13 protein-coding genes and 1 pseudogene are annotated in these 11,971 nt (G+C 72.0%); 5 read left to right on the top strand and 9 right to left on the bottom strand.

Going from position 1 to position 11,971, the window contains the following annotated elements; genetic code table 11:
- Nucleotides 1-16: 16 nt before the first annotated feature.
- Together HTZ77_RS48830 and HTZ77_RS31120 are read right to left on the bottom strand one after the other, a co-directional pair.
- Nucleotides 17-169 (bottom strand): annotated as a pseudogene (locus HTZ77_RS48830) (hypothetical protein); the annotation flags it as partial.
- 88 nt (nucleotides 170-257) lie between these two features.
- Nucleotides 258-1,508 carry an FAD-dependent monooxygenase gene (locus tag HTZ77_RS31120; protein ID WP_175593260.1) on the bottom strand — a complete coding sequence of 417 codons (1,251 nt, stop codon included), beginning with the start codon at nucleotides 1,506-1,508 and terminating at the stop codon, nucleotides 258-260.
- Nucleotides 1,509-1,579: 71 nt separating this feature from the next.
- On the opposite strand from HTZ77_RS31120, the gene HTZ77_RS31125 reads away from it, so the two are divergent.
- The 5 genes from HTZ77_RS31125 (at nucleotide 1,580) to HTZ77_RS31145 (ending at nucleotide 5,997) form a co-directional block, all read left to right on the top strand.
- Complete coding sequence (locus tag HTZ77_RS31125) at nucleotides 1,580-2,182, top strand: TetR/AcrR family transcriptional regulator C-terminal domain-containing protein (protein WP_175593261.1); 603 nt, start codon at nucleotides 1,580-1,582, stop codon at nucleotides 2,180-2,182.
- Between the two features lie 263 nt (nucleotides 2,183-2,445).
- Nucleotides 2,446-3,903, top strand: coding sequence for a serine hydrolase domain-containing protein (locus tag HTZ77_RS31130; RefSeq protein WP_175593262.1), 1,458 nt, complete (start codon nucleotides 2,446-2,448; stop codon nucleotides 3,901-3,903).
- Nucleotides 3,904-3,955: 52 nt separating this feature from the next.
- Nucleotides 3,956-4,441, top strand: coding sequence for a MarR family winged helix-turn-helix transcriptional regulator (locus tag HTZ77_RS31135; protein ID WP_205303961.1), 486 nt, complete (start codon nucleotides 3,956-3,958; stop codon nucleotides 4,439-4,441).
- A 96-nt stretch (nucleotides 4,442-4,537) separates the two neighbouring features.
- Nucleotides 4,538-5,131: a TetR/AcrR family transcriptional regulator gene (locus HTZ77_RS31140; protein WP_175593263.1), complete on the top strand. Its 594-nt coding sequence runs from the start codon at nucleotides 4,538-4,540 to the stop codon at nucleotides 5,129-5,131.
- Nucleotides 5,128-5,997 (top strand): alpha/beta fold hydrolase, encoded by an 870-nt coding sequence (locus HTZ77_RS31145; protein WP_175593264.1) that lies wholly within the window; start codon nucleotides 5,128-5,130, stop codon nucleotides 5,995-5,997. Before HTZ77_RS31140 ends, HTZ77_RS31145 begins: the two co-directional genes overlap by 4 nt.
- A gap of 64 nt (nucleotides 5,998-6,061) precedes the next feature.
- Here HTZ77_RS31145 and HTZ77_RS31150 read toward each other — a convergent pair whose 3' ends face one another.
- The 7 genes from HTZ77_RS31150 to HTZ77_RS31180 form a co-directional block, all read right to left on the bottom strand.
- Nucleotides 6,062-7,063, bottom strand: coding sequence for a substrate-binding domain-containing protein (locus HTZ77_RS31150; protein ID WP_175593265.1), 1,002 nt, complete (start codon nucleotides 7,061-7,063; stop codon nucleotides 6,062-6,064).
- Between the two features lie 26 nt (nucleotides 7,064-7,089).
- On the bottom strand, nucleotides 7,090-8,088 hold the full coding sequence (locus HTZ77_RS31155) for an ABC transporter permease (protein WP_175593266.1): 999 nt from the start codon (nucleotides 8,086-8,088) through the stop codon (nucleotides 7,090-7,092).
- On the bottom strand, nucleotides 8,085-9,587 hold the full coding sequence (locus HTZ77_RS31160) for a sugar ABC transporter ATP-binding protein (RefSeq protein ID WP_175593267.1): 1,503 nt from the start codon (nucleotides 9,585-9,587) through the stop codon (nucleotides 8,085-8,087). The genes HTZ77_RS31155 and HTZ77_RS31160 overlap by 4 nt, the downstream gene beginning before the upstream one ends.
- 13 nt (nucleotides 9,588-9,600) lie before the next feature.
- Nucleotides 9,601-10,005 carry a D-ribose pyranase gene (gene rbsD, locus HTZ77_RS31165; RefSeq protein WP_175593268.1) on the bottom strand — a complete coding sequence of 135 codons (405 nt, stop codon included), beginning with the start codon at nucleotides 10,003-10,005 and terminating at the stop codon, nucleotides 9,601-9,603.
- Entirely contained in the window at nucleotides 10,002-10,943 is a 942-nt protein-coding gene (locus tag HTZ77_RS31170; RefSeq protein ID WP_175593269.1) for a ribokinase, read from the bottom strand. Before HTZ77_RS31170 ends, rbsD begins: the two co-directional genes overlap by 4 nt.
- Nucleotides 10,944-11,020: 77 nt before the next feature.
- Nucleotides 11,021-11,842: an aldehyde dehydrogenase family protein gene (locus HTZ77_RS31175; RefSeq protein ID WP_175593270.1), complete on the bottom strand. Its 822-nt coding sequence runs from the start codon at nucleotides 11,840-11,842 to the stop codon at nucleotides 11,021-11,023.
- Nucleotides 11,835-11,971, bottom strand: a 137-nt coding sequence (locus tag HTZ77_RS31180) for an aldehyde dehydrogenase family protein (RefSeq protein ID WP_175593271.1), incomplete at its 5' end; no start/stop codon positions are given. The genes HTZ77_RS31180 and HTZ77_RS31175, both read right to left, overlap by 8 nt.

Genomic DNA, 11,971 nt, shown 5'->3' on the forward strand with positions numbered 1-11,971 from the left:
CGCGATCCGGGCCGGCCTTCCGCAATGCGTCCAGCAGGTGCTCCGTGGACTCCGCCAACCAGGCCAGCAGGGCCTCGCGCTCCCGAGGCGCAGCCGGGGCGCGGCACCTGTACGTCGAGGCTGGGCGCGGAGGCGACCGCGGTGCGGAAGGCAGTCGACCGTTCAGCATCGAGTCCCTCGTGAGACTCCTCGGCGTTTCCGCCGGCACCCTCTACAACCACATCCCCGACCTGCGTGACCCCGATGTCCGGCCGCTTTCAGACGGCGTTGATCGGCGCCGGGTTCTCGGGGAGCTGCCAGCCGCCGCCCCGGTCCTCCTTCGAGAAGCGCGCGGCGAGATCCGGAACGCGCAGGAAGGAGGCCAGCGCGGTGGCGGCCTGGAAGGCGTCGATCGCACGCTGGGTCATCGGCATGCCCAGGCGCAGGAGACGCGGGTTCACCTCGCCCTGGATCTCGTCGATGAAGGGCCGCAGGGCGCTGTCGTAGTTCGCCAGGGCGGTCGGCAGGTCGCCCGGGTGCCGGTTGATCTCGCCGGCCAGGACGTGGGCCCCCACCAGGCCGCCGGAGACGCCCATGCCGCTGTAAGGGGAGGCACAGTGGGCGGCGTCGCCGGCCAGGACCACGCGGCCCGTGGACCAGGTGTCGATGCGGACCTGGACGATCTCCTGGGAGTAGAAGAAGGGGCTCGTCCGCATGCCGTCGACGAAGCGCTCGGTCTGCCAGCCCGCGTCGCGGAACCTGCTCGCCCAGAACTCCCGCTGGCGCTCGACGGGTTTCCGGTGGATCGCCGAGGCCTCCTCGGACTCCTCCCTCATCACGAAGTACACCTGGGTCTCGGTCGGGTTGTGGCTGCGGCGCATGATCTGACGGCCACCCGGGACCATGTAGGTGTCCCGGATGTTGCCGTCGGACGCCGTGCGCGGAATGAACCAGTAGGCCATGTGGATGCCGAGCCGCCAGTACGGGTCGAAGCCCGCGGGGAGCATCGCCCGCCGGATGCGCGATCCCTGCCCGTCCGCGCCGACCAGGAGGTCGAACTCGCCGGAGGACCCGTCGGAGAAGTGCGCGACGACCTTCTGTTCGTCCTGCTCGAAGCCGTCCACGCTCACGCCGAAGACGTACTCGGTGTCGTCCTTCGACGCGTCGTGCAGGATGCGCACCAGGTCGCCGCGCATGATCTCGTACTCGGAGGTGAGGCTCTGCCGGCCCCGGCCGGAGGTGTTGGCCATGATCGTCGCCTTGGCCCTGCCGCGCGCATCGACGAAGGCGACCCCCGCCTCGTCCACCAGCTTGCCGCGGACGGCGTCAAGAAGTCCCATCCGCTCGACGGCCTCGATGCCCTGTCCCCGGAGGTCGACCTGCGCCCCGGTGGCCCGCAGCACCGGAAAGCGTTCGACGACGGTCACCCTGTGCCCGCCCCGCGTGAGCCAGAAAGCCAGCGCCTGGCCCGCTATCCCGCCGCCGGCGACAAGGACCCGCAGGGGGCGCGCTCCCGATCTGTCGGCCATGCCGTCACCCCAAAAATCTATCGGTGAATGATTCCTCTTCAGAGTCATCTATCAGTGATAGATTTGTCAACGTGACCAAGGTGAACCGGGAGATCGTCGTCTCCGAAGCGCTCGACCTGCTCGACGAGGTCGGGCTGGACACGGTCAGTACGCGGCGGCTGGCCAAGCGGCTGGGCGTCGAACAGCCCTCGCTCTACTGGTACTTCCACACCAAGAAGGACCTCCTCGCCGCCATGGCGGAGGCGGCGATGGCACCGCATGCGGCCGCCCCGCTGCCGACGCCCGACGACGACTGGCGCGAATGGTTCCTGGACAACACGCGAAGCTTCCGGCGCACCCTGCTGATGCGCCGGGACGGCGCCCGCCTCCACGCAGGCAGCACTCCTGCCAACGATCTCGACCGGATCCGCCGCAAGCTGGACTTCCTGATCGCCTCCGGAGTGCCCGAGCGGGACGCCCAGATGGCGATGCTGGCCGCCGGCCGTTTCACTGTCGGCAGCGTCCTGGAGGAACAGGCGGACGCCGACACCGGCGACGGCTCGGATCCACCGGCGGACATGCCGGTGATCGACCATGAGTCGGCGTTCGAGGCCGGCCTGACCCTGATCCTGGACGGCCTGGTGCACCGCACCGCAGCGCCTCGATCGCGGGGCACGCGCGTGAGCACGGGGTGAGCCGAGTCGCCGTGCGCACCGCGCTGGCCGACCTGCTGCCCGACCCGAGGGTCCCGCCCCCTCAGTCCTGATCGACCAATGGGCCGCCCGCATCCGAACGGCAGGCGGCGGCAACTCCGCCCGAACCGGCTCGCCGGGCGGCGAGGGCGGCGTGGGCGGCTCGCTCCCCAGCGAGGAGGGCGCCTTCGACGCGTGGCCACGCATGTGCGTACACTGTTCGCAAGACGCGCACGGCGTCCCCGGCGATATCTGAGGAGAGCATCATGCCCGCGACCCTGAACTGGAACTCCGACGGCGAGTGGACCGCGCGGGACGAGTGGGGGATGCGCGACTCGGCGGGCCGCCGCTTCGAGCGCGACCGCTGGCAGGCACGCCTGGACGAGCTGCGCGCCACCCACCACGTCCCCGGCGCCACGCTGGCCGTGCTGGTCGACGGGCAGGTGCACGAGCTGGCCAGCGGCGTGCTGCATCGCGGCACCGGCGTGGAGGCGACGACGGACTCGGTGTTCCTGTCCGGCTCGATCGCCAAGGTCTACACGGCCACGCTCGTCATGCGGCTGGTCGACGAGGGGCGGCTCACCCTGGACACGCCGGTCGCCGACGTGCTGCCGGAGTTCGCCACCCCCGACCCGGAGGCCACCAGGACGATCACCGTCCGGCAGCTCCTGTCCCACACCGGCGGCGTCACCAACGACTTCAACCACGACAGCGGCCGCGGCGACGACTGCCTGGCGCGATACGTCGAGGCCGCCCGGGACGTGCCGCTCGACTGCCCGCCCGGCACCGCCATCTCCTACGGCGGGCTCGGCTACGTCGTGCTGGGCCGTCTCGTCGAGGTCCTCACCGGCCGGACCTGGGACCAGGCGCTCAAGGACCTGCTGTTCACCCCGCTCGGCCTGGAGCGCTCGATGACGCTGCCGGAGGAGGCGCTGCGCTTCCGGGTGGCGATGAGCCACCTGGGCGAGGAGGGCGGCGACCCCGACCCGGCCCCGGCCTGGGACCTGATGCCGCGCTCGGCGGGACCGTACGGGCGGGTCATCGTCTCGGCGGGCGACATGGCCCGCTTCGCCGGCCTGCACCTGGCCGGCGGCCTCGCCCCCGACGGCACCCGCGTGCTGTCAGCGCAGGCGGTCGCCGCGATGCAGCGCCGCGAGACCGACGTCCCCGACAAGTGGACGGTCTCCGCCGACGGCTGGGGCCTGGGCTGGACCCTGTACGACTGGGACGGCGTCCCCGGCTACGGTCACGACGGCGCCGCCATCGGCCAGTACGCCTACCTGCGGGTCGTGCCGCACGCCGGCCTGGCCCTGGTCCTGATGACCAACGGCGGCAGCGCCCGCCTGCTCTACGCCGACCTGTTCCGCGACCTCCTCGCCGATCTCGCCGGCGTCACCATGCCCGCCCCCTTCGGGCCGCCCGCGCAGCCGCCCGCCGTCGACCTCGCCCCGCTCCTGGGCACCTACCGGCGCGAGGGCGTCGTCATCACCGTCAGCCGCGGCGACGACGGCGGCCCCCGCATGCGGTACGAGTTCGTGGACGGCATGAAGGACATGTCGCCGCCCCTCGACATGGAGCTCGTCCCGGTGACGCCGGCCGTCTTCGCCGCCTCCGGCGCCGGCGCCTCCTTCAGCGAGGACTACATGCCGGTCGTCTTCGCCACCCTGTCGAACGGCACTCCTTGCGTGTACGTCGGGATGCGGGCCACACCGAAGGTCGCCTGACCTCGCATAGTGTCTCCCCGTGGAATGAGTTATCCGCGTAAGCGTTGTGCGGATGACGGACGTGCGGGCACCCCGGGAGAGCAACGTGGACTTCGAGCAGGCCGACGCCCTGAACGGCGCGATCAGGACGATCACCATCCGCCACCGTGCGCGCGCGGCGGTCAAGCTGGCCGAGCTGGGCCTGCATCCCGGACATGAGGCGGTCCTGCTGCTGCTGGACGCGAACGGCCCGCAGACCCAGAAGCAGCTGTCCACCGGGGCGGGATGCGAGCCGCCGAGCATCACCCTCATGGTGCGCAAGCTGGAGGCGGCCGGCCTGGTGGGCCGGCGTCCGTCCGAGCAGGACGCGCGCGCCGTCGTGGTGACCCTGACCGACGCCGGCCGTGAGGTCATCGCGCCGCTCAAGAAGCTGTGGTGCGAGCTGGCCGACGAGACCGTCGCGCACCTCACCGCCACCCCGGTCGACCGGCTGCTCGCCGCGCTCACCGACCTGGCCGGCAGCCTGCGCGCCGCCACGGGCGAGGACCGGACCACCTGATCGCCCCGGCCCGGTACGGGCTTGCCAATCCTTACCGCCCAAGATATAACCTAGCCTCGTTAGTTACTTCCTAATGTCTCTAGGAAAGAGGCGCGCATGGCACGGGCCGGGTTGACGGCGGACCGGGTGACGCTCACCGGCGCCGAGCTGGCGGACGAGGTCGGGCTCGACCACGTGACCATGTCGGCGGTGGCCCGCCGGCTCGGGGTGAAGGACGCCAGCCTGTACGTGCACGTCCGCAACCTCGAGGACCTGCGCGGGCGGATCGCCCTGCTGGCCGCGGACGAGAAGACCATCCGCATCGCGGAGGCCACCGCCGGGCGCGCCGGCAAGGACGCGCTGGTGGCGTACGCGAACGCCTACCGGGACTACGCCCACGCGCACCCGGGCCGCTACACGGCGACGCAGATCCCCATGCAGATCGACCCCGAGCTGCTGGCGCGGGCGCCCGGGCCGCGCCGCGCGATCGAGCTGACCTACAGCATGCTGCGCGCCTATCACCTGGACGAGCCCGACCTCACCGACGCGGTCCGGATGATGCGCAGCATGCTCCACGGCTTCATCAACCTGGAGGCCGCGGGCGGGTTCGCGCACGCGCGCCCGGTCGAGGACTCCTGGGTCCGCTGCCTCGACGCCCTGCACGCCCTCCTGGAGAACTGGCACGCGCATCGCGAAGGAGACCCGGCATGACCAGCCCGACCATCGGCAGCCTGCGCGTGGACGGCGCCACCCTGCACTACGAGGTCCGTGGAAGCGGCCCGCTGCTGCTGCTGATCCCCGGCGGCACGGGCGGCGCGGCCGCCTTCGACGGCGTCGCCGACGCCCTGGCCGCCGACTGGACGGTCGCCTCCTACGACCCGCGCGGCATGTCCGGCAGCCACCTGGACGACCCGGAGGCCCCGCAGCGGGTCGAGCAGCACGCCGACGACGCGTTCCGGCTGCTGGAGCTGCTGTCTGCGGACGCGCCCGCCCGCGTGGCCGCCTGCAGTTCGGGGGCCATCGCCGCGCTGCACCTGCTCACCGCCCACCCCGAGCGGATCGAACGCGTCGTGGCGCACGAGCCGCCGCTGGTGGAGGTGCTGCCGGACGCCGCCGAGCACCGCGCGATGCTCGCCCGCGTCCAGGACACCTTCCGCCGGGAGGGGCTGATGCCCGCGGCGGCCGTGTTCGCGGCCGGCCTCAGGCGGCCCGGCGCCGAGGCCGCCGACCCGCCCGCCGCCCCGCCCGCCGACCCCCGGGCGGCGCTCGCCGCGCTGCCGCCGGAGGCGAGGGCGCGCGTCGAGCGGACGATGGCCAACATGCCGTACTTCCTGGGGCGCATCGTGCCGAGCTTCATGGCCTACACCCCGGACCTCGACCGGCTGGAGGCCCTGTCGGACCGGCTCGTGCTCGCCGGCGGAGCGGACTCGCGCGGCGAGCTGCCCTACCGCCCCGCGGCGTTCCTGGCCGAACGGTTCGGCACGGAGTTCGTCGAGTTCCCCGGCGGGCACACGGGCCTCAGCACCCACCCCGCCGAGTTCGGCGAGCTGCTGCGCAAGGTGCTGACGCTCCGGTGAACGACGGCGCCCGGCCGGGGCACCGTCACGGTGCTCCGGCCGGGCGCCGAAGAAAGCCCGCCTCCTACTTGAGGCTGTCCGGGACGCCGGACTTGTCGCCGAGGCCGACGAGGTAGTCCGCGTACTCCTTCACGTTGTCCTTCGTGACCAGCTTGCCCTGCAGCGTCTCGTCGGGCTGCACCTGCTTGCCGCCCAGGACGTCGCCGGCCAGCGAGAGCACCTTCTGCCCGAGCGCGAACGGCGACTCGGCGTTGGTGGCGTACATCTCCCCCGCCGCGACGGCGGCCAGCGCGTCGGCGATGCCGTCGTTGCCGACGACCTTGACCTTGCCCACCAGGTTGCGGGCCTTGAGCGCGGACAGGACGCCCATGGCCATCTCGTCGTTGGCCGCGTACACGCCGTCGATGTCGGGGTTGGCCTGCAGCACGTTCGTCATGACGTTCAGGGCCTTGGCCCGGTCGAAGTCGGCCGCCTGCGTGGCGACGACCTTGATGTCCTTGTGCGTGGCGATCTGCTGCTGGAAGCCCTTGCTGCGGTCCTGGGCGACGTTGGTGCCGAGGATGCCCTGGATCTCGACGACCTTGCCCTTGCCGCCGACGGCCTCGGCCAGCGCGTCGGCCGCGTTCTTGCCCGCCTGGACGGCGTCGTAGCCGACGAACGTGGCCAGCTTGCCGCCGGACGGCTTGCGGTCGAACGCCATCACGGGGATGCTCGCCGCGTTCGCCTGGGTGACGGAGCTGCTGGCGGACTGGCTGCCCACCGGGTCGAGGATGAGGATGCCGGTCTGCTTGGAGATGGCGGTCGTCGCCTGGTTGAGGAAGGTGGCGTCGGAGTTGTCGGCGTTCTGCACGTTCAGGGTGATGCCGCTCTTGGCGGCCTGCGCCTCGGCGCCGTCCTTCACGCTGATGAAGAACGGGTTGCCGAGCGTGCTCATGATGATCGTGGCGTCCTTCTTGCCGGACGCCTGCGGGGCGCCCGTGGTCGTCTCCTCGCCGCCCCTGCTGCAGGCGGTCAGGGAGACGGCGGCCAGGAGCGCGACGGCGACGAACTTGCGGGGAGTGCGCATGTCTGTTCCTTCTGGATGTGCTGGGCCTAGATGTGCTGGGCGAGTTCGGGGGTGCGTGCGGGGGGCTGGGCGGCCCTGCGCGGCACGAGCCGGCGCAGGACGTCCACGTTGCGGTCGAGGAAGACGGCCAGCAGGATGACCAGGCCCTTCACCACGTCCTGCAGGAACGGGGAGACGTCGAGCAGGTTCATCCCGTTGTCGATGACGCCGAGGACGAGCGCCCCGACGAGGGTGCCGAGCAGGGTGCCGCGGCCACCGGCCAGGCTGGTGCCGCCGATGATGACGGCCGCGATCGCGTCCAGTTCGAGGCCGGCCCCGGCGGTCGGCTGGGCCGTGGACAGCCGGGCGGTGATGACGAACCCGGCCAGGGACGCCAGCACGCCGCTGATGACGAAGGCGAGCACCTTGACGCGGTGGACCCGGATGCCGGACAGCCGCGCGGCCTCGACGTTGTCGCCGGTGGCGTAGACGTAGCGGCCGAAGCGGGTGCGGGCCAGGACGAACCCGAAGACGCCGAACGCCACCAGCATGATCCACACCGGTACGGGCACGCCCGCGAACCTCGCCTGCCCGATCCCCTGGAAGTCGTAGTCCGTCACCGGGATCGGGTTGCCCGAGGTGATGTGCAGGGTGAGTCCGGCGAACACCGACATCGTGGCCAGCGTCGCGATGAAGGACGGCATCCTGGTCCTGGTCACGAGCAGGCCGTTGATCAGCCCGATGGCGGCGCCGGTCGCCAGGCCCGCCGCCAGCGCGGGGACCAGCCCGTACGTGCCGAGCGTCAGGGCGGTGACGACGGCGGAGAAGCCGAGCGCCGAGCCCACGGACAGGTCGATCTCGGCGAGGATGATCACGTACGTCTGCCCGGCGGCGAGCAGCGCGGCCACGGAGGTCGCGAGCGCGACGTTGAGCAGGTTCGTCGGGGTGAGGAAGACCGGCGAGGTCACCGAGAGGACGACCCCGACGAGGAGGAGCATCCACACCGCGCGCAGCCGGCCCGCGACGGTCTTGAGTTTCGAGGTCATGCGGCACCTACCAGTGCGTGCTTGAGGATGGACTGCTCGTCGAGGCCGTCGCCGGTCAGCTCGGCGACGAACCGTCCTTCGCGCATCACGACCACGCGGTCGGACATGGCGACGAGTTCCGGCAGGTCGGAGCTCACGAGCAGGACGGCGACGCCGTCGGCGGTGAGCTGGTTGATGATCCGGTAGATCTCGGTCTTGGCGCCGACGTCCACGCCGCGGGTCGGCTCGTCCATGAGCAGCACCCGCGGCCGGGTCATCACCCACTTGGCGAACAGGGCCTTCTGCTGGTTGCCGCCGGACAGCGAGCTGACCGCGATCGACGGGGAGGCGGCGCGCACCCGCAGGTCGGAGATGACCGCGCCGGTGGCCGCCCGCTCCTTCGCGCGCCGGACGACGCCGATCAAGGGGCCGCCGCCGGAGCTGAACGCGCGCAGCGAGGCCAGCGACACGTTCGCCTCCACCGACTGGCCCATGCACAGGCCCTCCGCCTGCCGGTCGGGCGACAGGTAGGCGATGCGGCTGCCGATCGCGTCCTCGACGCTCGCGACGCGTACGGCGGAGCCGCCCACGAGCACGGACCCGGTCAGCGGCTGCAGGCCGAACAGCGCGCGCAGCAGGTCGCTGCGCCCGCAGCCGACCACGCCGCCGATGCCGACCACCTCGCCGGCCCTGACCTGGAGGTCGATGTCGTGGAAGCGGGCGCCGTTCCCGCCGCGCACCTCCAGCACGACCTCGTCCCCCGCGTTGCGCTCCTTGGGGTAGAAGTCGTCCACGGCGTCGCCGACCATCGCGGTGACGACCTGGGCCGGGGTGAGCTGCCCGGTGGGGGCGTCGAGCGTGACCCGGCCGTCGCGCAGCACGACGACGCGGTCCGACAGGGCGAAGACCTCGTCCAGCCGGTGGCTGATGTAGATCACCGACACGCCGGCCTCGCGCAGCCGGTTCACCTGGGCGAAGAGCTGCTCGGACTCCTGCTCGTCGAGCGCCGCGGTGGGCTCGTCGAGGATGATCAGCCGCAGCTCGTGGGTCATGGCCTTGGCGATCTCGAGCATCTGCCGCTCGGCCACGCTCAGCTCGCCGACCTGGCGATGCACGTCGATCTCCATGCCGAGGCGGCGCAGCGCCCGCCCGGCCTCGGCGGCCATGCGCTGCTTGGAGACGAACAGGCGGCCGAAGACGCGCTCGCGGTCCAGCACGTACATGTTCTCGGCCACGCTGAGGTGCGGGAACAGGTTCTGCTGGAACTCCTGGTAGATGACCTCGATGCCCTGGGCCATCGCGGCCTGCGGGTCCTTGAGGACCGTCGGGGTCCCGTCGATGAGCAGCCGCCCGGAGTCGGGCTGGTGCGCGCCGGAGATCACCCGGGTGAGCGTGGACTTGCCCGCCCCGTTCTCCCCCACGAGCGCGACGACCTCGCCGGGACCGACGTCGAAGCTGACGCCCCGCAGGACGCTGTTGTCGCCGAAGGACTTGCGCACATCGGCAAGCTGGAGATGCATGCCAGGCTCCCGATCAGTACACGACGCCCGCGGTGAGCAGGACGTTGGCGTACGGGGTGAACTCGCCGGAGCGGACGGCCGCCCTGGCGCCGGTGGTGGCCTGCTTGAACGCGGTGTGCGGCACGAACTCCAGCGCCAGGCCGAGCCGGTCGAACCGCTCCTCGATGGCCGCCAGCATGTCGGGGCTGTGCTGCTTGATCTCCTCGGACAGCAGCACGCCCTCCACGGCCACCTCGTCGAGCACCGCGTCGAGCAGATCGAGGAAGCGCGGCAGGTTCTCCCGGACGGCGAGGTCCACGCGCTCCACCTCCCGCGGGACGGGCAGGCCCGCGTCGGTGACGACGATCGTGTCGGTGTGGCCGAGCTCGGAGATGACGCGGGCGAGCTGGGCGTTGAGGGTTCCCTGGTTGCGCCTCATCGGGCTGCTCCTTCCATGGAGGTGGTGACCAGCGGCTCGACCTCGTCCCGGCCGGGGAGCGAGGGGCTCGCTCCGGCCTTGGTGGTGGCCAGGGCGCCGGCCGCCATGCCGTACTGGATGGCGGTGTCCACGTCGGCCCCGGCGGCGAGGGCGCCGCCGAAGAAGCCGGTGAACGCGTCGCCGGCCGCCGTGGTGTCCACGGGCGTCACGGCGTACGCGGGGAAGTGGCGGGTGCGCTCCCCGGTCACCGACAGGGCGCCGCCCGAGCCCAGCGTGATGATCGCGTGGCGCACGCCGCGCTCCAGGAACCAGGCCGCCGCCCGCTCCGCCGACTCCAGGTCGGTGACCTGGACGCCGGTCAGCACGGTGGCCTCGCTCTCGTTGGGGGTGACGATGTCGAGGTGCGGCCACACGTCGTCCGGCAGCTCCTGGGCGGGCGCCGGGTCGAGGACCACGGTCAGCCCGGCCGCCGCGCCCTCCCGCGCCGCGTGGCAGGCGACCTCCGTGCGGATCTCCAGCTGGAGCAGCAGGACGCCGACCCGGTCGCGGACGCGCTGGATGCTCTGCGTGACCATCGCCTCGTCGAGGGAGGCGTTGGCGAGCGGCGTGATGACGATGTCGTTCTCGCCGGAGGCGTCCACGCGGATGTGGGCGACGCCCGTGCGGCCCTCGACCGTGCGGACCTCGGTGAGCATGACGCCGTGGGCCTCCAGGCCGGACAGCACGATGTCGCGGAACGGGTCCTGGCCCACGCAGGCGGCCATCCAGGTCGGGGCGCCGGAATGGGCCGCGGCCACGGCCTGGTTCGCACCCTTGCCGCCGAGGACGAGGGTGAAGTCGTCGCCGAGCACGGTCTCACCGCGCCGCGGCAGCCGCCGGCTGAACGCCGTGACGTCCGCGGTGATGCTCCCGACGACGAGAACACCGGTGGGTTCCATGGGGGTTCCTCCAGTTTTGGGGATGGGTGGCCCGAGGCCACGGCCCATGCGCCGTGTCCTTGCGGGTGCGGGGTCGATCAGATCCCGGCGGGGTGCCAGACCGTCTTGGTCTCCATGAACGCGGTCATGCGTCTCGTCCCCCGGTCCTCCGCCGCGGTGAGCACGCGCTTGAAGTTCTCGGCCGCCGCCTGCTCGCAGGCCAGGGCCAGCTCGGGGGCCGTCACGCCGGTGAGGTCGAGCCCGTTGACGTCCATGTGCGCGGCCAGCCAGGGCGCCAGCTCGGCCTGGTGGCCGGTGAGGATGTTGACGACGCCGCCCGGCAGGTCGGAGGTGGCCAGCACCTCGGCGAAGGTGATCGCGGGCAGCGGCGCCCGTTCCGAGGCGACCACGACACAGGTGTTGCCGGTGACGATCACGGGCGCGACGGCCGAGACGAGGCCGAGGAGGGGCTCGGCGGGCGCGACGACCGCGACCACGCCGCTCGGCTCGGGCGACGACAGGTTGAGGTACGGTCCCGCGACCGGGTTGGCCGTGCCGCGCACGGCGGCGATCTTGTCGGACCAGCCGGCGTACCAGACGAGCCGGTCCACGGCGGCGTCCACCTGCTCCAGCGCCTGCTTGCGCGGGCCGCCGAGCTCGTCGGCGAACTGGGCGCGGCGGCCCTCCAGCATCTCGGCGACGCGGTAGAGGATCTGGCCCCGGTTGTAGGCGGTGGCGCCGGACCAGCCGGGGAACGCCTTGCGCGCGGCGACCACGGCGTCGCGGGCGTCCTTGCGCGAGGCCCTGGCGGCGTGCTCCGTCCTCGTCACGAGGTAGGACCTCCCGCTCTCCGAGCGCGGGAACGCTCCACCGATGAACAGCTTGTACGTCTTGCGCACGGTCACGCGTCGATCAGACATCGAGGTATGCCTCCAGCCCGTGAAGGCCGCCTTCGCGGCCGTAGCCGGACTCCTTGTAACCGCCGAACGGCGAGGCCGGGTCGAACTTGTTGAACGTGTTGGCCCACACCACGCCGGCCCGCAGCCGCT

Source organism: Nonomuraea montanisoli, assembly GCF_013363975.1.
GTDB lineage: Bacteria > Actinomycetota > Actinomycetes > Streptosporangiales > Streptosporangiaceae > Nonomuraea > Nonomuraea montanisoli.